The organism is Streptomyces sp. NPDC040405, assembly GCF_055595765.1.
In genome coordinates, this window is record NZ_JBVIVI010000005.1 from 630,164 (window position 1) to 650,812 (window position 20,649).

Below are 20,649 nucleotides of genomic sequence, written 5' to 3' on the forward strand. Positions count from 1 at the left end.
CCCCGCTCCACACGCTTTCTTTCCCCCACAACACCCCCCCCCCCCCCCCCCCCCCCCCCCCCCCCCCCCCCCCCCCCCCCGGGCCCTCGTCGGCTGGGTCAGTGCACGTCGGCCATGAGCGCCACGACCTTCTTGCGGTACAGGAAGACCGCGAGACCCGCGAGCGCCGCCGCGCTCGCCTCCATCGTGATGACGCCCGGACCGCTCAGGTCGACCCCGGCGATGGACAGCATCCCGGTGACGCAGTCACCCGCGGTCACGGCGAGGAACCACACGCCCATCAGCTGGCTGGCGTACTTCGCGGGCGCCATCTTGGTGGTCACCGAGAGGCCGACCGGCGAGAGGCACAGCTCGCCGACGGTCTGGATCAGGTAGATCGACACCAGCCACATGGGGCTGACCTTCGTGCCGTCCGCGGCCGTCTGCATCGGCAGCACGAAGACGAAGAACGAGGCGCCGATCATGACCAGGCCGAACGCGAACTTCAGCGTGGTGTTCGGCTCCCGGTCGCGCCGGGCGAGCCACAGCCACAGCCAGGCGAAGACCGGGGCCAGCGCCATGATCAGCAGCGGGTTCACCGACTGGAACCACGAGGACGGGAACTGCAGCCCGAAGATCGTGTCCGCGGTCTTGGTCTCGGCGAAGGCGGACATCGTCGAGCCGCCCTGGTCGAAGATCATCCAGAACACGGCGGCGGCCACGAAGAACCAGATGTAGCCGCTGACCTTGGTCTGCTCGACCGCCGTCAGGTCCCGGTCGCGCTTGATCCGCACCAGCACCCCGATCGGGATGATGAGGCCGAGCAGGGTGATCGGGACCAGCGCCCAGTTGAGCGTCCACTGACCGCTGAGCACCACGCCGGTGTAGAAGACGGCGGCGACGGCCAGCCAGATCAGGCCCTTGCGCAGCCAGGACCGGCGCTCCTCGACCGCAAGCGGCGTCGGCACGGTGCTGCTGGCGGGGCTCAGATGGCGGGTGCCGATCAGGAACTGGACCAGGCCCAGCGCCATGCCGAGCGCCGCGAGCGCGAAGCCCAGGTGCCAGTTGTACGACTGGCCGACGGTGCCGATCACCAGCGGGGCGGCGAAGGCGCCGAGGTTGATGCCGATGTAGAAGATGGTGAACCCGCCGTCGCGGCGCGGGTCCTGCGGTCCGTCGTAGAGCTGGCCGACCATCGTGGAGATGTTGGCCTTGATCAGCCCGGAGCCGAACGCCACCAGGAGGAGACCGAGGAAGAAGGTCGGCTCACCGGGGACGGCGAGCGCCAGATGCCCGGCCATCACGATCCCGGACGCCACCACGACCGTCTTGCGCGGTCCCCAGACCCGGTCGCCGAACCAGCCGCCCGGCATGGCCAGCAGATAGACCATCGCCAGATAGACCGAGTAGATGGCCACCGCGTTGCCCTCGGTCATCCCGAGGCCGCCGCCCTGACCGCCGTCCTTGGCGTCCGGGCCGCCGGAGATCAGATAGACGACGAGGAGCGCTCTCATGCCGTAGAAGCTGAAGCGCTCCCACATTTCGATCATGAAGAGTGTGGCGAGGCCGCGCGGGTGGCCGAAGAAGGTCTTGCCACCGCTGGCAGGGGAATCCTGCGCGGTCGCGCCCTTCGACATGCTGGACGCCATGTGGGGGTTCCTTACAGAGCTCAGGGGTGCGCCGCGGCGCGTGTCGACACGCGTAGAAGCGCCCGTGGGGGTGGCTGAGCGCCGGGCGGCCGATCGTGTCGCTGGTCGTTGCCGGCTCCGTCCGTTTCGCTGTCTCCCGATGTCCGGACCCGGGCATGAGAGAGACCTTCGGCGCGTTGAACCCACCAAAGGTCCCGGAGGAGTGCTACAGACGTTGTTTCACCATACGACACGCACTTGACACTCCTGGGTGAGACATAGATCACGGATGGGGCGCGCAACCCGGCGTGCTCCCCGCGTCCCCACCTGCGCGCCCCGTGGGTGAACGTCGGCGGACTACCATCACCTCATGACCCGAGTTTTGCTCGCCGAGGATGACGCATCGATCTCGGAGCCCCTCGCCCGCGCCCTGCGCCGTGAGGGGTACGAGGTGGAGGTGCGGGAGGACGGACCCACCGCGCTCGACGCCGGTCTGCAGGGAGGCGTCGATCTGCTCGTCCTCGACCTCGGACTGCCCGGGATGGACGGGCTGGAGGTCTGTCGCAGGCTGCGCACCGAGGGCCACGGCTTCCCGGTGCTGGTGCTCACCGCCCGCGCCGACGAGGTGGACACCGTGGTCGGCCTCGACGCCGGTGCCGACGACTACGTCACCAAGCCCTTCCGCCTCGCCGAGCTGCTCGCCCGCGTCCGGGCCCTGCTGCGCCGCGGCGCCGTCGAGACCCAGGCGCAGGCGCCCGCCACCCACGGCGTCCGCATCGACGTCGAGTCGCACCGCGCGTGGATGGGCGACGAGGAGCTGCAGCTGACGGCCAAGGAGTTCGACCTGCTGCGCGTCCTGGTGCGGGACGCGGGCCGGGTGGTCACCCGCGACCAGCTGATGCGCGAGGTGTGGGACACCACCTGGTGGTCCTCGACCAAGACGCTCGACATGCACATCTCCTGGCTGCGCAAGAAGCTCGGGGACGACGCCGCCAACCCCCGTTACATCGCCACTGTCCGGGGTGTCGGCTTCAGGTTCGAGAAAAGCTGACGGTGGCTGACACGGTAGGGCCATGCGCCGTCGCTTGATCAACTCCACGCTGGCCGTGGTGCTCGTCGTCATCGCCGTCTTCGGCGTCTCGCTGGTCATCGTCGAGACCCGGACCATCGAGAACAGCGCCCAGGAGAGCGTCAGCTCGGACGCGGTGCGGCTGGTCAGCATCGTCGACAGCAGACTGCTCGGTGGCGAGGGCGTCACCCACAAGGTGCTGCGCGAGCAGATCGAACCCGGGCGCTACGCCCTGATCACGATCCCGCACCACCCGGACGTCGAGATCGGCAAACGCCCCCAGGGCAGCGTCATCTCCTCCGAGGAGCACGGCGAGCAGGGCGAGACGGTACGGGTCGAGGCGTCCCGTACGACGGTCAGCCGGGAGATCGGCCGCACCATGCTGATCATCCTGGCGGTGGCGCTGCTCGCGGTCCTCGCCGCGGTCTTCCTCGCCGTACGCCAGGCGCACCGGCTCTCCGCGCCGCTCACCGACCTCGCCGAGACCGCCGAGCGGCTGGGCTCCGGCGATCCGCGGCCGCGCCACCGCCGCTACGGAGTGCCCGAACTCGACCGCGTCGCCGACGTCCTGGACGCGAGCGCCGAGCGCATCGCCCGGATGCTCACCGCCGAGCGGCGGCTGGCGGCCGACGCCTCGCACCAGCTGCGGACGCCGCTGACCGCGCTGTCCATGCGGCTGGAGGAGATCACGCTCACCGACGACCCGGAGACCGTCAAGGAGGAGGCGTCGATCGCGCTCGGCCAGGTCGAGCGGCTCACCGACGTCGTCCAGCGGCTGCTGACGAACTCGCGCGACCCGCGCAGCGGCTCCGCGGTCGCCTTCGACCTGGACGAGGTGGTCAAGCAGCAGATCGAGGAGTGGCGCCCGGCCTCCCGCAGCGAGGGGCGCGCGATCGTGCGCTCCGGCAAGAAGGGGCTGCGGGCGGTCGGCACCCCGGGCGCGGTCGCCCAGGTGCTCGCCACCCTCATCGAGAACTCGCTCATGCACGGGGACGGTACGGTCGCGCTGCGCACCCGGGTCACCGGGAACCAGGCGGTCGTGGAGGTCACCGACGAGGGCCCGGGCGTACCGCCCGACCTCGGCGCGCGGGTCTTCGAACGGACGGTCAGCGGGCGGAACTCCACTGGGCTCGGCCTCGCGGTCGCCCGCGACCTGGCGGAGGCCGACGGCGGCCGACTGGAGCTGCTCCAGCCGTATCCGCCGGTGTTCGCGCTCTTCCTGAGCCGCGTGGCGGAGGACGTCCGCCCCTCCTGAGCTACTTGCGGACCGGCTGCTTGTCGGTGCGGCGGGCGGTCTGGGCCGGGGGCGCCTCCGAGAGGAACGCCTCCGCGCTCTCCACCGCCTCCCGCGCGGGCAGCGTCCGGAACACCCAGGTCCGGTAGGACCAGAAGCGGAAGAGGGTGCCGATGCCGATGCCGACGAACTTGAAGACGTTGCTCGCCAGCGAGCTGTCCCAGCCGAAGCCGTACGTCGCCGTGTAGAGGACACCGTTCTCGATGATCAGGCCGATCGCGCTGAACAGCAGGAACAGGCTGAGTTCCTTGGTGCGCCCCTGCTTGTCCCGGTCGCGGTAGGTGAAGTACCGGTAGCCCACGTAGTTGAAGCAGGTCGCGACCACCGTCGCCACGATGCTCGCGCGCACCACGGGCAACTCGGTGACGCTGCGGACCAGATTGAAGACGGCGAGGTTGACGAAGACGCCGGCGCCGCCGACCACCCCGAACTTCGCGATCTCCCGGGCGAGCCGCCCCACCTGGGTGCTCAGCCCGCCGAGCATGCGTCGTTCACTCATGGTGATCGTTCAGCCCCGTTTCGTCAGTGTCGACAACATCTCCCCATGCTAACCAGCGGCGGGGACACGCGCCCGGAGGCACGAACAAGAGTCCGGTGAGACTGTCTGACCGGCGCTCTGGAGGATCATCCAAGCGCAGGTCAGGGGCGGTGGTGGCGAGAAGTTACCCTTGGAGGGTGACATTTCCGGTAGTCGGCATGGTCGGCGGCGGCCAGCTCGCCCGCATGACCCACGAGGCGGGCATCCCCCTCGGCATCAGGTTCAAGCTGCTCAGTGACACTCCTCAGGACTCGGCGGCCCAAGTGGTCAGCGATGTCGTCGTCGGCGACTACCGCGACCTGGAAACGCTTCGTGCGTTCGCACAAGGCTGTGATGTGGTCACGTTCGACCACGAACACGTCCCGGCCGAGCATCTGCGCGCGCTGGAGGCGGACGGCGTCGTCATCCGCCCCGGTATCGAGGCCCTGCTCCACGCGCAGGACAAGGGCGTGATGCGGGAGCGGCTCCGCGCGTCTGGGGTGCCGTGCCCCCGCCACCGCATCGTCGCCGATCCGGCGGATGTGGCGCGCTTCGCGGAGGAGGGTGACGGCTTCCCCGTCGTCCTCAAGACGGTGCGCGGCGGCTACGACGGCAAGGGTGTGTGGGTCGTCCGTAGTACGGAGGACGCCGCCGAACCGTTCCGGGCCGGGGTTCCCGTCCTCGCCGAGGAGCTGGTCGACTTCGCCCGCGAGCTGGCCGCCAACGTCGTGCGCTCCCCGCACGGCCAGGCCGTCGCCTACCCCGTCGTGGAGTCGATACAGGTGGACGGCGTCTGCGACACCGTCATCGCCCCGGCCCCCGACCTCTCCGAGGAGCTCTCCGCCCGGGCCCAGGAGCTTGCCCTGAAGATCGCGGCCGAGCTGGGCGTGGTCGGTCATCTCGCGGTCGAGCTGTTCGAGACCCGGGACGGCCGGATCCTCGTCAACGAGCTGGCGATGCGCCCGCACAATTCCGGCCACTGGACCCAGGACGGCGCCGTCACCTCCCAGTTCGCCAACCATGTGCGCGCGGTCCTCGACCTCCCGCTCGGCGCGCCGAACACCCGGGCCAAGTGGACCGTCATGACCAACGTCCTCGGCGGCGACTACCCCGACATGTACGCGGCGTACCTGCACTGCATGGCCCGCGATCCCGGGCTGAAGATCCACATGTACGGCAAGGGCGTGAAGCCCGGCCGCAAGGTCGGCCACGTCAACACCTACGGCGACGACCTGGCCGACGTCCGCGACCGCGGCCGTCACGCCGCCGACTACCTCCGAGGGACCATCACCGAATGAGTGCTCCTGTGCCCACGATCGGCATCGTCATGGGCTCCGACTCCGACTGGCCGGTCATGGAAGAAGCGGCCAAGGCCCTCGACGAGTTCGAGATCCCGTACGAGGTGGACGTCGTCTCGGCGCACCGGATGCCGCGCGAGATGGTCGCGTACGGCGAGAACGCCGCCCCCCGCGGCCTGAAGGCCATCATCGCGGGCGCCGGCGGCGCGGCCCACCTCCCCGGCATGCTCGCCTCGGTCACGCCGCTCCCTGTCATCGGCGTCCCGGTCCCCCTGAAGTACCTGGACGGCATGGACTCCCTGCTGTCCATCGTCCAGATGCCCGCGGGCGTCCCGGTCGCCACGGTCTCCATCGGCGGCGCCCGCAACGCGGGCCTCCTGGCCGCCCGCATCCTCGCCGCGCATGACGCGGAGCTGCAGGGGCGGATGCGGGAGTTCCAGGACGAGCTGAACGAGCAGGCCACCGAAAAGGGCAAGCGCCTCCGCGCCAAGGTGGACGGCGCCCCGTCCTTCGGCTTCGCCCACTAACCCTCCACCCCGCGCGGTTTCCCTTCCCCCCCCGCCCCCCGCTGGGGGCTCCGCCCCCAGACCCCCGCTCCTCAATCGCCGGAGGGGCTGGGGGTGCTGGAGGAGCGGGGGCCGGGGCGGGGTGGGGAAAGGGGCTCGGCGCGGGGGCACGCACTCGTGACTTCGAGCACCGCGCGTACGAAAATGCCCGGATGACCGATCACCTCGCGCACGCCCGCGACCTGCTGGCCGCACACCCCGTCGTGGACGGCCACAACGACCTCCCCTGGGCCCTGCGCGAGCAGGTCCGCTACGACCTCGACCGCCTCGACATCGGCACCGACCAATCGCCGCGCACCCACACCGACATCCCCCGCCTCCGCGCGGGCGGCGTAGGCGCGCAGTTCTGGTCGGTGTTCGTACGGTCGGATTTCAGCGGGGACACCGCCGTCAGCGCGACCCTCGAACAGATCGATGTCGTGCGTCGTTTGACCGAGCGATACCCCGACGACCTCCGGCTGTCGCTCACGGCGGACGACATGGAGGCGGCCCGCGCCGAGGGCCGGATCGCGTCGCTCATGGGCGCCGAGGGCGGCCACAGCATCAACTGCTCCCTCGCGACCCTGCGGGCCCTGTACGACCTCGGGGTGCGCTATATGACGCTCACCCACAACGACAACACCCCGTGGGCGGACTCGGCGACCGACGAGCCGAGGGCGCACGGCCTCACCCGCTTCGGCGAGGAGGTCGTCCACGAGATGAACCGGCTCGGCATGCTGGTCGACCTGTCGCACGTCTCGGCCGACACGATGCGCGACGCGCTCCGGGTGACCGAGGCGCCGGTCGTCTTCTCGCACTCCTCCGCCCGCGCCGTCTGCGACCACCCGCGCAACATCCCGGACGACGTCCTGGCCGCGCTCCCGGCCAACGGCGGGCTGGCGATGGCCACGTTCGTGCCGAAGTTCGTGCTGCCGGAGGCGATCGCCTGGTCGAAGGAGGCGGACGAGAACATGCGGGCGCACGGGCTGCATCCGCTGGAGCTGACGGAGGCGGCGAAGAAGGTGCAGCGCGCCTACGAGGAGGCGCATCCGCGGCCGACGGCAACCGCCGCCACCGTCGCCGACCACCTCGACCACATGCGCGACGTGGCGGGCGTCGACCACATCGGCATCGGCGGTGACTTCGACGGCACCGCCTTCACCCCGTCCGGTCTGGACGACGTCGCGGGCTACCCGAACCTCATCGCGGAACTCCTCGACCGCCGCTGGTCGGAGGCCGAACTCGCCAAGCTGACCTGGCAGAACGCCGTCCGGGTGCTGCGCGACGCCGAGGCCGCGGCGCGCGGGCTGCGCGCGGTCAGGGGGCCGTCCGTCGCGACCATCGACCAGCTGGACGGCGCCCCCGACGCCTGACCCCGACTGCCCCGCCAACCGCCCCTTTACCAGGGCTTGGTGGCTTTGCGATGTGTTGATGCATCGTTCATGTAATTCGTCTCTTCCCCGTCGCCGGGCTGACGAGAGAGTCAACAGCGGTCTGACGATCTCTCATGCACAGAAACGGGAAAGAGGCGTAATGCCCGACTTCACCCGCCGTAGACTCCTTGGTGCCGCCGCCGGTTCGTTCGGTGCGGGCGCGGCCATGACGCTGCTGCCGCCGAGCGTGCAGCAGGCGATAGCCGCCGGGCCGCCGAAGGGCGGCTCGCTCGACGACATCGAGCACGTGGTCCTGCTCATGCAGGAAAACCGCTCGTTCGACCACTACTTCGGCACCCTCAAGGGAGTACGCGGGTTCGCCGACCCGGACGCCCTGACCCTCTCCACCGGCAAGTCGGTCTTCCACCAGCCGGACGAGGTCAACCCGGACGGCTACCTCCTCCCGTTCCGCCTGGACACCCACTCCACCAGTGCCCAGGCGATCCCCTCCACCAGCCACGCCTGGTCGGTGCAGCACGAGGCGTGGAACAACGGCGCCATGGACAAGTGGCTCCCGGCCCACCGCAAGGCCGACGGCGAGAACGGGCCGTACGTCATGGGCTACCACACCCGTGAGGACATCCCGTTCCAGTTCGCCCTGGCCGAGTCGTTCACCGTCTGCGACAACTACTACTGCTCGGTCTTCGGCCCCACCTGGCCCAACCGGCTGTACTGGATGACGGGCACCATCGACCCGGCCGGGGTGAAGGGCGGCCCGGTTCTGGAGAACAAGGCGCCCAAGCCGTACCGCTGGACGACCTACGCCGAGCGCCTCCAGAAGGCGGGCGTCAGCTGGAAGGTCTACCAGGAGGAGGACAACTACGGCTGCAACCTCCTGGAGGAGTTCCAGCAATTCCAGGACGCCAGGCCGGGCGACCCGCTGTACGACCGCGGCATGGTGCACAGCCCCGCCGGGACGTTCGAGGACGACGCCCGCAACGACCGGCTGCCGACCGTCTCCTGGATCATCCCGACCGCCGAGGTCTCCGAGCACCCGGACTACCTTCCGGCGGCCGGTGCCGACTACGTGGCGTCCAAGATCGAGGCCATCGCGTCCAACCCGGACGTATGGCGCAAGACCGTCTTCATTCTCAACTACGACGAGAATGACGGCCTGTTCGACCACGTGCCGCCGCCCACCCCGAAGGCCGGGACCGTGGACGAGTTCGTGGGCGGCCTGCCGATCGGCGGCGGCTTCCGGGTGCCGTGCCTCATCGTCTCGCCGTGGACGGTGGGCGGCTGGGCCGCGGGCGAGGCGTTCGACCACACCTCGGTGCTCCAGTTCCTGGAGCGGCTGACGGGGGTCGAGGAGCCCAATATCAGCCAGTGGCGCCGCCGTACGTTCGGCGACCTCACCTCGGCCTTCGGCTTCGGCCACGCCGCGCCGAAGCCGCCGAAGCTGCCGGACGACACGGCGGAGCAGCTGGAGAAGGCCAAGGAGGAGGTCGCGAACCTCCCCAAGCCCACCCTCCCGGGCGCCGGCCAGAAGCCCCCGAAGCAGGAGAAGGGCCGCCGCCCGCGCCGCTGAGCGGGTTTCGCGGCGCACACACCGAAGCGCCGGACGGACCTCCGCGGCCCGTCCGGCGCTCGGCGCTCTCTGTACGGCGTTACGCCATGGGGCGGCCCAGGGCGCGGTACGTCCAGCCCGCGTCGCGCCAGTAGTCGGGGTCGAGGGCGTTGCGGCCGTCCAGGAGGCGGCGCTCGGCGACCATCTCGCCCAGGCCCACCGGGTCCAGCTCGCGGAACTCGCGCCACTCGGTCAGATGCAGCACCGCATGCGCGCCCCGGGCCGCCTCCAGCGCGCTGGGGGCGTACGCGAGGGTCGGGAAGAGGGCGCGGGCGTTGTCCATGCCCTTGGGGTCGAAGACGGTCACCTGGGCGCCCTGGAGCTGTATCTGCCCGGCCACGTTGAGCGCGGGGGAGTCCCGTACGTCGTCGGAGTCCGGCTTGAACGTGGCGCCCAGCACCGCCACCCGCTTGCCGAGGAAGCTCCCGCCGACCGCTTCGCGGGCCAGCTCGACCATGTGGCCGCGGCGCCGCATGTTGATCGAGTCGACCTCGCGGAGGAAGGTCAGGGCCTGGTCCGCGCCGAGTTCACCGGCGCGCGCCATGAAGGCGCGGATGTCCTTGGGCAGACAGCCGCCGCCGAAGCCGATCCCGGCCCGCAGGAATTTCTTGCCGATCCGCTCGTCGTAGCCGATGGCCTCGGCGAGCTTGACCACGTCGCCGCCCGCCGCCTCGCAGACCTCGGCCATGGCGTTGATGAACGAGATCTTCGTGGCCAGGAAGGAGTTCGCCGAGGTCTTCACCAGCTCGGCGGTCGGGAAGTCGGTCACCACGAACGGCGATCCCTCCGCGATCGGCGTCGCGTACACGTCCCGCAGCACCTTCTCGGACCGGTCGCTGGTGACCCCGACCACAATGCGGTCCGGGTGCAGCGTGTCCTGCACGGCGAAGCCCTCGCGCAGGAACTCCGGGTTCCACGCCAGCTCGGCGTCCGCGCCGGCCGGGGCCAGCTCGGCGAGCCGCGCCGCGAGCCGGTCCGCGCTGCCGACCGGAACGGTGGACTTGCCGACGACCAGCGCCGGGCGGTGCAGATGCGGGGCGAGCGATTCCACGGCGTTGTCGACGTGGCGCATGTCACACGCGTACTCGCCATGCTTCTGCGGGGTGTTCACGCAGATGAAGTGGACGTCGCCGAACTGCCCGGCCTCCTCGTAGGAGCTGGTGAAGCGCAGCCGCCCGGTCGAACCCTCGACGCCGGTCACATGCCGCGCCAGCAGATCTTCCAGACCTGGTTCGTACATGGGCACCCGGCCCTCGGAGAGCATCGCGATCTTCTCGGGCACGATGTCCAGGCCCAGCACCTCGAAGCCCAGCTCGGCCATGGCCGCGGCGTGGGTCGCGCCCAGGTAGCCGGTGCCGATCACGGTGATCTTGAGGGCCATGTGGTGCTCCAGAAGCGTCGGTCTCAGATGCGCTGCCTGAGCATAGTCGGCACCCGGGGCAGGGCTCAGCGGCCTGCTGTCGGGTAACTCACGTATACGAGGAGAGGCAGCGGCCCTAGAATTCAGTTACTTAACGGTAGTTAGCATCACAGGGGAGTGAGAAGACCTTGGCGTCCTCGGGAAACGCAGACTTCGACCTGTACCGGCCGTCGGAGGAGCACGACATGCTCCGCGATTCGGTCCGCTCGCTCGCCGAGGCGAAAATAGCCCCCTTCGCGGCCGAGGTCGACGAGGAGGGCCGCTTCCCGCAGGAAGCGCTGGACTCCCTGATCGCCAGTGATCTGCACGCGGTGCATGTCCCCGAGTCGTACGGCGGCGCCGGTGCCGACGCGCTCGCGACGGTGATCGTCATCGAGGAGGTCGCCCGGGTGTGCGCGTCCTCTTCCCTGATCCCCGCGGTCAACAAGCTGGGCTCGCTGCCGGTCATCCTGTCCGGCTCCGAGGAGCTGAAGAAGAAGTACCTGGGCCCGCTTGCCAAGGGCGACGCGATGTTCTCGTACTGTCTCTCCGAGCCGGACGCGGGCTCGGACGCGGTCGGTATGAAGACCAAGGCGGTGCGCGACGGCGACTCTTTCGTCCTCAACGGCGTCAAGCGCTGGATCACCAACGCCGGGGTCTCCGACTACTACACGGTGATGGCCGTCACGGACCCCGAGAAGCGGTCCAAGGGCATCTCCGCCTTCGTCGTCGAGAAGTCCGACGAGGGCGTGTCCTTCGGCGCCCCGGAGAAGAAGCTCGGCATCAAGGGCTCGCCGACGCGCGAGGTCTACCTCGACAACGTCCGCATCCCCGCCGACCGCCTGATCGGCGCCGAGGGCACCGGCTTCGCCACCGCCATGAAGACCCTCGACCACACCCGCATCACCATCGCCGCCCAGGCCCTCGGCATCGCGCAGGGCGCCCTCGACTACGCCAAGGGCTATGTCCAGGAGCGCAAGCAGTTCGGCAAGCCGATCGGCGACTTCCAGGGCGTCCAGTTCATGCTCGCCGACATGGCCATGAAGCTGGAGGCCGCGCGGCAGCTGACGTACGCGGCCGCCGCCAAGTCCGAGCGCGTCGACGCCGACCTCACCTTCTTCGGCGCGGCCGCCAAGTGCTACGCCTCCGACGCCGCGATGGAGATCACCACGGACGCCGTCCAGCTGCTCGGCGGCTACGGCTACACCCGTGACTACCCGGTGGAGCGCATGATGCGCGACGCCAAGATCACCCAGATCTACGAGGGCACCAACCAGGTCCAGCGCGTCGTCATGGCGCGCAACCTGCCGTAGGGCCGCGTACGGAGGGCGGGGGCATCGTGCGCGGTGCCCCCGCCCTCCGTCATGTCTCCGTCGTGTCCGCGGCTCAGGCGCGCGGCCGCCAGACCGAGAAGTCCGCCAGGCGGAAGTGGCTGGCGACCGTGCGGAAGCCGAACCAGCCGCTGGTGTAGGGCTCCGGGTCCCGGTAGTCGCAGAGCAGCTCGCCGTTGCTCCAGTACTGGACGGTCCGCCCGGCGGACACCAGGCGGACGCGGTACGGGGCGTTCGGGGTGAGCAGCGGTCCGGTGAGGTCGAAGAGCAGCGGGCGGTTGCCCGCCTCGCCGACGTAGCGGCGCATGCGGGTGGTGGTGTTGAGGTTGGCGCCGTAGCCGACGTAGTACGTCTTGAGGAAGTCGTAGTCGGCGAAGGTGCCGCTGCGTTCCGTGGCGAAGAGGTCGCCGGGGGAGCGGACGTCGCGGGCGTTCCAGAAGGCGTTGAGGTCGGTCACATGGTCGTTGGGGCCGCCCGCCGCGACCGGGGTGGCGGTGTACTCGATCACGTACGGGCCGGTCAGCTCGCGGGTGAACCAGACCGTGGCGCCGCCCGGTACGTCGACGTCGAGCGCCCCGTGCCGGGCCCGTACCGTCCCGCCGCTCTCCAGCTCGGCGGCCCACTGGCGGGTGCCGTGGCGGAAGTCGTCGTGGGCGATCCGGGTCCATCGGCGGCGGCCCGTGGCGGGGGTGCGGGGCGCGGCGAGGGCGGCCGGGGCGGCGGCGGTCGCGGCGGCGGTCGCGGCGGCGGTCGCGGCGGTGGCCGTGGCGGCGACGGCGAGGCCGCGGAGCAGCTGTCTGCGGTCGGGGGCGGGGCGGTACGTCATCGTGGTGCGGTTCCTTCCCGGGATGGTTGAACCGTTTCAACTCGTAGCGCGGGAAGAACCTAACAGACGACCGCCGCCGGGCCCCGGGGCCCGGCGGCGGTCGTCGTGCGACGGCGTCGCGGTCAGTTGCCGGAGACCGTGACCTTCTCGTCGTTCTTCAGCTCGCCCACCAGCTGCTTGACCTTGGTCATGTCCCACTGGACGGCGCTGCCCTTGGGGGTGGAGAGACCGGGGTTGGAGACGGGCATGTTCATCTGCTTGCCGTCGCCGTTGGAGACGCTCTTCATCGCGAAGAACATGTCCTTCAGGTCCCACAGGCTCATGTCCTTGTCGACGATCAGGCTGTCCAGCCCGGCGCCCATCATCGGGTAGAGCTTGAAGGGGTTCATGACCGTGCTCGGCGTGGCCGCCTTGTTGGCGAGCGCCGCCAGGAACCGCTGCTGGTTCTTGGTGCGGTCCAGGTCACCGCCCGCGAGGCCGTGGCGCTGGCGGACGAAGGCGAGCGCCTGCTGTCCGTCGAGCGTCTGCTCGCCCTTCTTGAAGTCGGACCCGGAGAACTTGTCGTTCATGTCCTGCGGGACGTTGATGTCCACCCCGCCGACCCCGTCGACGATCTTGGCGAAGCCGTCGAAGCCGATCTCCGCATAGTGGTCGATCTTCAGACCGGTGTTGTACTCGATGGTCCGGGCGAGCAGCTGCGGGCCCTCCGAGGAGTACGAGGCGTTCAGCTTGTTCTGGCTCGCCGGGATCCGCCTGCCGGTCTCCGAGCCGGTGAAGGCCGGGATGGTGACCCAGGAGTCACGCGGGAGGCTGACCATGGTGTTCCCGTTCTCACCGACGTGGAGCAGGATCATGGAGTCGGTGCGGCGGCCCTCGGCGGAGCCGGTGTGCAGCTTCTTCTTGTCCTCGGCGGACATGCCCTCACGGCTGTCCGAACCGACGATCAGGTAGTTGGTGCCCTTGCCGCCGGTCGGCCGGTCCTCGACCTTGCTGAGGTCGACCTCGCGCTTGAGCTTGCCGTCCGCCCAGAAGTACGTACCGATGCCGACCGCGAGCAGCACCACGACCAGGGTGACCAGGCCGATGGTTATCCGGCGCTTCCAGTTCACGGGTCCGCCCCTCCGCGCGCCGCCGCCGGATCCGCCGGGACCGCCCGGCCCGCCGGGGCCCCGGCCGCCGCCGTAGACCTGGCCGGTGTTGTAGCCGTCGCCGCCGTGGCCGCCGTAGTCGTCGTAGCTCGGGGAGGGCCCCGGGACGTTCCCCCGCGGCGACATCTCCGGGGGCAGCGGCGGCTCGGGGCGCTGCTGCCCGCCGCCGCCCGGTGCCGCCCGCCGTACCTGCGGCATCGAGCGGGCCCCCTCCGGCTGGGAGCCACCGCTGCCGCGTCCGTACCGGTCGTTGCGGTCACCGGTGTAACCCTGGGGCCATTCGCTCATGTATGGCAGTGTGCCTGGTCGCACCCGCTGTCTTACAGGGCGGGTGCCGTATCGCGGCATGGCTGTTGCAGAGCTGATAAGAACCTGGTCCGCATAGGGTGGACGGCATGACCGAACAGGCCCCGGGCGTGGACCTTCCGGGCAAGGCCACCGCCGCCTCCCGCACCACGCTGTCGCACATCATGACCGGCAGTGACACCAACCTCCTCGGCACGGTCCACGGCGGCGTGATCATGAAGCTCGTCGACGACGCCGCCGGAGCGGTCGCCGGACGGCACTCCGAGGGCCCCGCGGTCACCGCCTCGATGGACGAGATGGCCTTCCTGGAGCCGGTCCGCGTCGGCGACCTCGTCCATGTGAAGGCCCAGGTCAACTGGACCGGACGGTCCTCCATGGAGGTCGGGGTGCGGGTGCTGGCCGAGCGCTGGAACGAGTCCACCCCCGCCACCCAGGTCGGCAGCGCCTACCTGGTCTTCGCCGCGGTCGACGCCGACGGCAAGCCCCGGCCCGTACCCCCGGTCATACCGGAGACCGAGCGCGACAAGCGGCGCTACCAGGAGGCCGAGATCCGCCGCACCCACCGGCTGGCCCGCCGCCGCGCGATCAAGGAGCTGCGCTCCCGGCGCGCCGCGGAGAGCCCCGAGGAGCTGTAGGAACGGCCCCCGTCAGAGCGTGTCGATCAGTGCCAGGTCCGGGGGGACGAGGGTGGTCGACAGCATCAGGGCGCGGATCAGGTGGTCGTTGAGCGCGTTGCCCACCGGTTCGCCGACCTCCTCGCGGGTCAGCCAGGGCACGCCGTCGCGGGACAGGGTCGTGCGGACGCGGTTGACCAGGTGCTCGACGCGCTTCTCCCGCCAGCCCGCGCCGGGGCGCAGCTCGGCGAGCTGTCCGGCGGTCTGCTTCCAGGTGAGCGGCTGGGGTCGCGGCTCGTGCCGCAGATAGCGCTGGCCCAGGACGACGAGCGCGAGCTTTTCGTCCTCGGTGAGCAGCCATACCCGGGGCGGGCGGGTGACATCGCCGGGGCGCGGGGTGGGCGGGTCGTCCTCGGGGCCGGTGACGAACAGCTCCAGCAGGTGTTCGCGGTCGCCCGAGCCGCGGACGAAGAGCGGGGTGTAACCGGTGGCGAGGGGGAGCGGTTCCTCGCCGGTGAACAGCAGCCGGGCCGGGAAGCGGAGGGGGAGGCGGCCGGTGCTGCTGACCCACCAGCGGCCGTCGCGGTGGGTCAGCCTGCCGTGCCTGCGGCTGACCTGGGCGTCGTCCTCGCCCAGGCACACATGCACCTCGGGCCGGTTGCGGCCGAAGATCAGCTCACGGCCGTCGCCGGGGCCCAGCCGCATGCCGCCGGTGAGCGCGAGGGCGAAGACGGTGCCGGGCACCGGTGAGGTCACCCCGCGGGCGAGGCTGCCATGGGTGGCGGGCAGGACGCGGCGGTCGCCGTCGGGGCGGAAGGTCATAGCGTCGGGAGTTTCCTCGCGGCGCTGGTGGCGAGCGCCTCGGCGGTGTTGCAGAGCTTCTCGGACGACTGCGGTCCGTACACGTTCAGCGTCGTCAGCTCGACGGTGGGATCCCCGAGGGAGTTGCGGTACGAGCGGTACAGCGTCCGTACGACACAGGTGTGGTCGCCGTAGTCGTCCGGCGCCACGGTGCTCTTTCTCCCGGCGAGGACCGCGGGCCGCCCGTCGTCCATGTCGAACGTACTGCTCCGGTCGAACTCCACCTCCACTCCGGTGTCGCCCGTGCCGTCCTCCCACGCGCACGCCCAGTTGCCGAAGCCCGGGTCCGAGGGGCGCGCGCCGACACCGGGCATCCGCCGCAGTGCGGTGGCGTCGAGCAGCTCGCACGCGTTCGACCGGGCCAGGGAGCGCGCGTTCGGCACGGAGGTACGCCGCGGGACCTGGCCGCGGTCCAGCACCGAGACCGCGTGATCGGTGGCCGCGTCGCCGAGGGCGCACGGGTCGGGGGCGGAGGCGCTGAACCGCTTGGCGATCACCCGGATCTGTTTGCGGTCGGCGACCGCGATGGTCCGCTCACAGGTGTCGCCGTCGCGCGGGGACGTCATGACCGTGACGTTGCCGACCCTTCGAGTGGGCCGCTCATCGCCCGGCTCGACCGGATCGCCGTTGAAGTTGATCTGGACGTCCGCGACATCGTGGCCGTCGTCGCCGTGGACGAGGACGTCGCACCGGTCCACCTCACCGTAGTCCGGGTCGAGTTCGGTCTCGCCGAAGCGGCTCAGCGACGCCGCGTCGAGCAGCGCGCAGGGATCGGCCGTCCGGGCGTCACCGATGGTGCCCGCCCGCCCGACCGCCGGGGGCTTCGCCTCGCCGCTTCCGCCGTCGCCCGGCGCCCCGTGGGAATCGTCGGAGGAGCCGCCCGCCCAGGGGCCGAAGAGGGCCGCCCCGGTCGCCAGGGCCGCCGCGGTGACCAGCGCGGTGATCACCATGCCGCGACCCGGGCGGCGCCAGGCCCGGCCCACGACCGGAGGCACCAGCCGCAGCGTGCGGAGGGTGCGGCCCAGCGCCTCGCCGTCGCCCGGCTCCGCCGCGGGAGCCGCGCCGGGGGCGGCCTGCCGCAGCAGCCGCAGCGCCTTGGGCGCGGCGGGGCGCTGCCTGGGCTCCACCTTCAGCAGCGCGGCGAGCGGTTCGACGAGGGGACCCGCCCGGCGCGGGGTCTCGATGGAGCCGTCGATGGCCCGCGCCACGTACGCCATGGGGTGCGCGGCCTCGCCGTACGGGGACTGTCCCTCGACCGCCGCGAACAGCGACGCGCCCAGGGAGAAGATGTCCGACTTGCGGTCGGCCGAGGCTCCCCGGGCCACCTCGGGCGGCAGATACGGCGGTTTGCCCTGCACCCCGCCGGTCCTGGTGACGGTGACCTCGCTCCACAGCGCCCGGGAGATGCCGAAGTCGGTCAGCTTGGCGACCCCGTCCCCGTCGACCAGGATGTTCTCCGGGGTGACGTCGCCGTGCACCACGCCCTCGGCATGGGACTTCGCCAGGGCCGCCGCGATCTGGCAGCCGATGGAGCCCGCCTCCTCCGGGGAGAGCGGGCCGCGCTCCCTCACCAGGTCCGCGAGGCTGCCGCCGGGGACGTACTCCATGACGATCCAGCAGATCTCGGTCTCTTCGGCGCGGCCGCCCTCGACGAAGTCGAAGACCGGGACGATGTTCGGGTGGTGCAGCCGTGCCGCGTTGCGCGCCTCCTTCTTGAGCCGCTGCGCGGCGCGCTCGTCGTCCGGGCGGGCGCACTTGACCGCGACCCGCCGGTCCAGCAGCTCGTCGTGGGCCCGCCAGACGATGCCCATCCCGCCTCTGCCGATGGGCTCCTGGAGGAGATACCGGCCCGCGATCCTGTCCCCGGCTCCTGCCATCAGCCGCACCCCCGTCGCCGCGCTTTTCGTCGCGCGCGTCCCGTCCCTGTTCAGGACACGGAGAGTACTTCAGCCGTCACATGGCTGAACAGCGCTTCGCGGACAGAACACCGCTACGGGCAGGTGACCTCGTCGCCGGTGACGGCGGCGATGCCGGGGCGGTCCTTGCGCGGGTCCTCGGTGCGCACCGGGCGCACCTCCTTGTAGTCCGCGCCCACCGTGACCTGCATCACCCCGCCCTGCCCCGGCATCGGCTTCAGCTGCGCACCGGGCAGCGCCGCGGCCAGGGTGCGCACCGAGCGGTTCCAGACCGGGTCGTACGTGACGACCGTGCGCGCCAGGTCCTTGGTGGCCGCGTCGGCGGGGGAGCCGGTGGTGGCGAAGCCGGTGGCGTGCAGCGCCCGGTCCGCGCGCCGGGCGAGCCCGGCCGTCCCGGTGCCGTTGAGCACATGGACCCGGACCTGCTGCGGGGCCACGTCGACCACGGTGGCCCTGGGCCGCGCGTGGTGGCTGGTCAGCGGCTGGTCCTGGCGGATGGCGTCGAACAGCCGCTCGGCCTTGGGCCGGTCCCAGTGCAGTGTGGAGCCGACGCCCTTGAGCTGCTTCCCCGGCAGGATCACCGGGACCGAGGCGAACTCGGAGGACGCCGGGGTGAGGCCGTTCATGGCCCGGCCGAGCGCCATCAGGTCCTCCGCGCCGAAGCCGTGGTCGGCGCGGACCGAGCCCAGCAGGGTGGTGGCGACGGCGTTGAACCGCACCGGGTTCAGCAGGATGCCGCCCGCCGTCGTCTGGTGGAGCACCGAGGCCAGGAAGCGCTGCTGGCGCTGGATCCGGCCGAGGTCGGAGGTGCCGTCGGTGTGGCGGGAGCGGACGTACTGCAGCGCCTGGCCGCCGCCCAGGACATGGGTACCGGCCGGGAGGTCGAGGCCGGTGTGGTCGTCCTTGAGCCGCCGGGCCGTGCACACCTTCACCCCGCCGACGACGTCGACGGTCTTCATGAAGCTGGTGAAGTCGACCTCCAGATAGTGGTCGATGTGCACGCCGGTCGCATGCTCGACGGTGCGCACGGTCAGGCTGGGCCCGCCCTCGGCATAGGCGGCGTTGAGCCGCTGCGGATGGGCGGGGTGCCGCTTCCCGGTGCGGCCGGTGTACGCGGGGATCACGGCGTACGAGTCACGGGGCAGGCTGACCACGGAGGCGCGGCGGCGGTCCGCCGACAGATGGACCAGGATGATCGTGTCGGTGCAGTGGCAGGGCGCCCCGCCGAGCCGGTACAGCGCCTTCTCCTGCGGCGTGATCCGGTCCCGGCCGTCGGTGCCGACGACCAGGAAGTTGACGCCGCCACCGGCGCTCTTCGGCCGGTCGTCCAGTCCGCCGAAGGCGTCCACCCGGTGGATGCCGGATTCCAGCTCCCGGACCAGCAGATGCCCGATCGCGCTGACGGCCAGCACCAGGACCGCGACGAACAGGGCGAGCCGCAGCCCCCAGCGACGGCGGCGGCCGGAGCGGGGCCGGGAGCGGGGCGGGCGCGTCGATCGGGCCGGTGCACTCACCGAAGGAGACCTCCGTGAACGGGCCCGGGCGGGGCGCTGGCGGGTCTGGCGGGGCAGGTCTGACAGGTCCGGTGGGTCGGAACCGCTGTCACGGTAGGGCTATCCGATGAGCGACCCGGCGCCCCACGCCGCCCGTGCCGTCCGCTGCCACCCGGGCGGCGCGTTCCGGTGCCGCCATTCGCGGTACCGTGGGCCCGCTACTGCAGTCTCCTGGGGCCCCGCCCCCAGAAACCCCGAGGTGCCATGCCCCCGCGTCAGCTCCCGGCCGTCTCCGTGATCATGCCGGTGCTCAATGAGGAACGCCATCTGCGCAACTCCGTACGGCACATCCTGGAGCAGGAGTACGACGGAGAGATGGAGGTGGTGATCGCGGTCGGTCCGTCCTCGGACCGCACCGAGGAGATCGCCGCCGAGCTGGCCGCCGAGGACCCGCGGGTGCACACCGTGCCCAACCCGACGGGCCGCACTCCGGCCGCGCTGAACGCCGCGATCAAGGCGTCCCGGCATCCCATCGTGGTGCGGGTCGACGGGCACGGCATGCTCTCGCCGAACTACATCGCGACCGCCGTGCGGCTGCTGGAGGAGACCGGCGCGCAGAACGTCGGCGGCATCATGCACGCCGAGGGCGAGAACGACTGGGAGCGGGCCGTGGCCGCCGCCATGACCTCGAAGATCGGCGTCGGCAACGCGGCCTTCCACACCGGCGGTGACGCGGCCCCCGCCGACACCGTCTACCTGGGTGTCTTCCGCCGTGCTGCGCTGGAGCAGCAGGGCGGCTACAACGAGGAGTTCATCCGCGCCCAGGACTGGGAGCTGAACTTCCGGATCCGTGAGGCGGGCGGGCTGGTCTGGTTCTCGCCCGAGCTGAAGGTCTCGTACCGGCCCCGGCCGAACGTGCGGGAGCTGGCCAAGCAGTACCGGAACTACGGGCGCTGGCGGCATGTCGTCGCCCGCTTCCACCAGGGCTCGATCAACGCGCGCTATCTCGCCCCGCCGACCGCCGTGGTGGCCATCGCGGTGGGCGCCGTGGTGGGCGCCGCCGTCTCCCCGTGGGGCTTCGTGATCCCCGGCGGCTATCTGGCGGCCATCGTCGCGGGCTCGGTCCCGTCCGGCAAGGGGCTTCCCGCAGGCGCCCGGGTGCGGATCCCGCTCGCGCTGGCGACCATGCACATGTCGTGGGGCTGGGGCTTTCTGACCAGCCCCCGGGCGCTCGCCAAGAAGGTCATCGCCAGCCGCCGCCCGGCGGTCATGGCGCAGAGCTAGCGCACCGGGCGTACGTACGACGGCGGGGGGGGGGGGGGGGGGGGGGGAATGCCTTTGTACCCACCCCTGGCGGGAGGCGAGGGGAGTTGCGCGCATGGGGGTGGGCGTGGGGAAGGGGGGGTGTGGGCGTGTTGTATGTAC

The 20,649-nt window shown here is 71.1% G+C and carries 17 protein-coding genes; 9 read left to right on the forward strand and 8 right to left on the reverse strand.

The genetic code is table 11. From position 1 onward, the window contains the following. Window positions 1–98: 98 nt before the first annotated feature. Window positions 99–1,628: a peptide MFS transporter gene (locus ACZ59A_RS24165; RefSeq protein WP_470961655.1), complete on the reverse strand. Its 1,530-nt coding sequence runs from the start codon at window positions 1,626–1,628 to the stop codon at window positions 99–101. A gap of 349 nt (window positions 1,629–1,977) precedes the next feature. On the opposite strand from ACZ59A_RS24165, the gene ACZ59A_RS24170 reads away from it, so the two are divergent. After that, window positions 1,978–2,658, forward strand: a complete 681-nt coding sequence (locus ACZ59A_RS24170) for a response regulator transcription factor (RefSeq protein WP_123101300.1) — start codon at window positions 1,978–1,980, stop codon at window positions 2,656–2,658. 22 nt (window positions 2,659–2,680) lie between these two features. Further along, window positions 2,681–3,931, forward strand: a complete 1,251-nt coding sequence (locus ACZ59A_RS24175) for an ATP-binding protein (protein ID WP_470961661.1) — start codon at window positions 2,681–2,683, stop codon at window positions 3,929–3,931. Window position 3,932: 1 nt separating this feature from the next. On the opposite strand, the gene ACZ59A_RS24180 is transcribed toward ACZ59A_RS24175, so the two are convergent. Next, entirely contained in the window at window positions 3,933–4,469 is a 537-nt protein-coding gene (locus ACZ59A_RS24180; protein WP_470961663.1) for a GtrA family protein, read from the reverse strand. Window positions 4,470–4,645: 176 nt separating this feature from the next. Between ACZ59A_RS24180 and ACZ59A_RS24185 the strand changes: the two genes are divergently transcribed. The 4 genes from ACZ59A_RS24185 to ACZ59A_RS24200 all read left to right on the forward strand — a co-directional run bounded on the left by ACZ59A_RS24185 (window position 4,646) and on the right by ACZ59A_RS24200 (window position 9,291). Further along, window positions 4,646–5,785: a 5-(carboxyamino)imidazole ribonucleotide synthase gene (locus ACZ59A_RS24185; RefSeq protein WP_470961666.1), complete on the forward strand. Its 1,140-nt coding sequence runs from the start codon at window positions 4,646–4,648 to the stop codon at window positions 5,783–5,785. Continuing rightward, entirely contained in the window at window positions 5,782–6,312 is a 531-nt protein-coding gene (purE, locus tag ACZ59A_RS24190; RefSeq protein ID WP_470961669.1) for a 5-(carboxyamino)imidazole ribonucleotide mutase, read from the forward strand. The genes ACZ59A_RS24185 and purE overlap by 4 nt, the downstream gene beginning before the upstream one ends. A gap of 191 nt (window positions 6,313–6,503) precedes the next feature. Beyond that, entirely contained in the window at window positions 6,504–7,703 is a 1,200-nt protein-coding gene (locus ACZ59A_RS24195) for a dipeptidase (protein ID WP_470961672.1), read from the forward strand. A 160-nt stretch (window positions 7,704–7,863) separates the two neighbouring features. Beyond that, window positions 7,864–9,291: an alkaline phosphatase family protein gene (locus tag ACZ59A_RS24200; RefSeq protein WP_470961675.1), complete on the forward strand. Its 1,428-nt coding sequence runs from the start codon at window positions 7,864–7,866 to the stop codon at window positions 9,289–9,291. Between the two features lie 79 nt (window positions 9,292–9,370). Here ACZ59A_RS24200 and ACZ59A_RS24205 read toward each other — a convergent pair whose 3' ends face one another. After that, window positions 9,371–10,711, reverse strand: coding sequence for a UDP-glucose dehydrogenase family protein (locus tag ACZ59A_RS24205; RefSeq protein WP_470961678.1), 1,341 nt, complete (start codon window positions 10,709–10,711; stop codon window positions 9,371–9,373). A gap of 167 nt (window positions 10,712–10,878) precedes the next feature. On the opposite strand from ACZ59A_RS24205, the gene ACZ59A_RS24210 reads away from it, so the two are divergent. Then, the gene (locus ACZ59A_RS24210) at window positions 10,879–12,042 is read left to right on the forward strand and encodes an acyl-CoA dehydrogenase family protein (RefSeq protein ID WP_470961682.1); all 1,164 of its coding nucleotides are present in this window, start codon (window positions 10,879–10,881) and stop codon (window positions 12,040–12,042) included. A 73-nt stretch (window positions 12,043–12,115) separates the two neighbouring features. Here ACZ59A_RS24210 and ACZ59A_RS24215 read toward each other — a convergent pair whose 3' ends face one another. Beyond that, the gene (locus ACZ59A_RS24215) at window positions 12,116–12,886 is read right to left on the reverse strand and encodes a DUF6250 domain-containing protein (protein ID WP_470961685.1); all 771 of its coding nucleotides are present in this window, start codon (window positions 12,884–12,886) and stop codon (window positions 12,116–12,118) included. 122 nt (window positions 12,887–13,008) lie between these two features. Further along, entirely contained in the window at window positions 13,009–14,322 is a 1,314-nt protein-coding gene (locus ACZ59A_RS24220) for an LCP family protein (protein ID WP_470961688.1), read from the reverse strand. Between the two features lie 107 nt (window positions 14,323–14,429). Here ACZ59A_RS24220 and ACZ59A_RS24225 point away from each other — a divergent pair, with 107 nt between their 5' ends. Further along, complete coding sequence (locus ACZ59A_RS24225) at window positions 14,430–14,975, forward strand: acyl-CoA thioesterase (protein WP_470961692.1); 546 nt, start codon at window positions 14,430–14,432, stop codon at window positions 14,973–14,975. 12 nt (window positions 14,976–14,987) lie between these two features. On the opposite strand, the gene ACZ59A_RS24230 is transcribed toward ACZ59A_RS24225, so the two are convergent. The 3 genes from ACZ59A_RS24230 to ACZ59A_RS24240 all read right to left on the reverse strand — a co-directional run bounded on the left by ACZ59A_RS24230 (window position 14,988) and on the right by ACZ59A_RS24240 (window position 19,302). Further along, window positions 14,988–15,776 (reverse strand): FHA domain-containing protein, encoded by a 789-nt coding sequence (locus ACZ59A_RS24230; RefSeq protein ID WP_470961695.1) that lies wholly within the window; start codon window positions 15,774–15,776, stop codon window positions 14,988–14,990. After that, window positions 15,773–17,692, reverse strand: a complete 1,920-nt coding sequence (locus tag ACZ59A_RS24235; RefSeq protein ID WP_470961698.1) for a serine/threonine-protein kinase — start codon at window positions 17,690–17,692, stop codon at window positions 15,773–15,775. Before ACZ59A_RS24235 ends, ACZ59A_RS24230 begins: the two co-directional genes overlap by 4 nt. A 113-nt stretch (window positions 17,693–17,805) precedes the next feature. Then, complete coding sequence (locus ACZ59A_RS24240) at window positions 17,806–19,302, reverse strand: LCP family protein (RefSeq protein ID WP_470961856.1); 1,497 nt, start codon at window positions 19,300–19,302, stop codon at window positions 17,806–17,808. A gap of 186 nt (window positions 19,303–19,488) precedes the next feature. On the opposite strand from ACZ59A_RS24240, the gene ACZ59A_RS24245 reads away from it, so the two are divergent. Next, window positions 19,489–20,508, forward strand: coding sequence for a glycosyltransferase family 2 protein (locus tag ACZ59A_RS24245; RefSeq protein WP_468052679.1), 1,020 nt, complete (start codon window positions 19,489–19,491; stop codon window positions 20,506–20,508). Window positions 20,509–20,649: the final 141 nt, after the last annotated feature.

Bases quoted from the DNA above. Each gene is read 5' to 3' on its own strand.
- ACZ59A_RS24165 (WP_470961655.1), bottom strand. From the start codon at position 1,628: ATGGCGTCCAGCATGTCGAAGGGCGCGACCGCGCAGGATTCCCCTGCC.
- ACZ59A_RS24170 (WP_123101300.1), top strand. From the start codon at position 1,978: ATGACCCGAGTTTTGCTCGCCGAGGATGACGCATCGATCTCGGAGCCC.
- ACZ59A_RS24175 (WP_470961661.1), top strand. From the start codon at position 2,681: ATGCGCCGTCGCTTGATCAACTCCACGCTGGCCGTGGTGCTCGTCGTC.
- ACZ59A_RS24180 (WP_470961663.1), bottom strand. From the start codon at position 4,469: ATGAGTGAACGACGCATGCTCGGCGGGCTGAGCACCCAGGTGGGGCGG.
- purE (WP_470961669.1), top strand. From the start codon at position 5,782: ATGAGTGCTCCTGTGCCCACGATCGGCATCGTCATGGGCTCCGACTCC.
- ACZ59A_RS24195 (WP_470961672.1), top strand. From the start codon at position 6,504: ATGACCGATCACCTCGCGCACGCCCGCGACCTGCTGGCCGCACACCCC.
- ACZ59A_RS24200 (WP_470961675.1), top strand. From the start codon at position 7,864: ATGCCCGACTTCACCCGCCGTAGACTCCTTGGTGCCGCCGCCGGTTCG.
- ACZ59A_RS24205 (WP_470961678.1), bottom strand. From the start codon at position 10,711: ATGGCCCTCAAGATCACCGTGATCGGCACCGGCTACCTGGGCGCGACC.
- ACZ59A_RS24215 (WP_470961685.1), bottom strand. From the start codon at position 12,886: ATGACGTACCGCCCCGCCCCCGACCGCAGACAGCTGCTCCGCGGCCTC.
- ACZ59A_RS24220 (WP_470961688.1), bottom strand. From the start codon at position 14,322: ATGAGCGAATGGCCCCAGGGTTACACCGGTGACCGCAACGACCGGTAC.
- ACZ59A_RS24225 (WP_470961692.1), top strand. From the start codon at position 14,430: ATGACCGAACAGGCCCCGGGCGTGGACCTTCCGGGCAAGGCCACCGCC.
- ACZ59A_RS24230 (WP_470961695.1), bottom strand. From the start codon at position 15,776: ATGACCTTCCGCCCCGACGGCGACCGCCGCGTCCTGCCCGCCACCCAT.
- ACZ59A_RS24235 (WP_470961698.1), bottom strand. From the start codon at position 17,692: ATGGCAGGAGCCGGGGACAGGATCGCGGGCCGGTATCTCCTCCAGGAG.
- ACZ59A_RS24245 (WP_468052679.1), top strand. From the start codon at position 19,489: ATGCCCCCGCGTCAGCTCCCGGCCGTCTCCGTGATCATGCCGGTGCTC.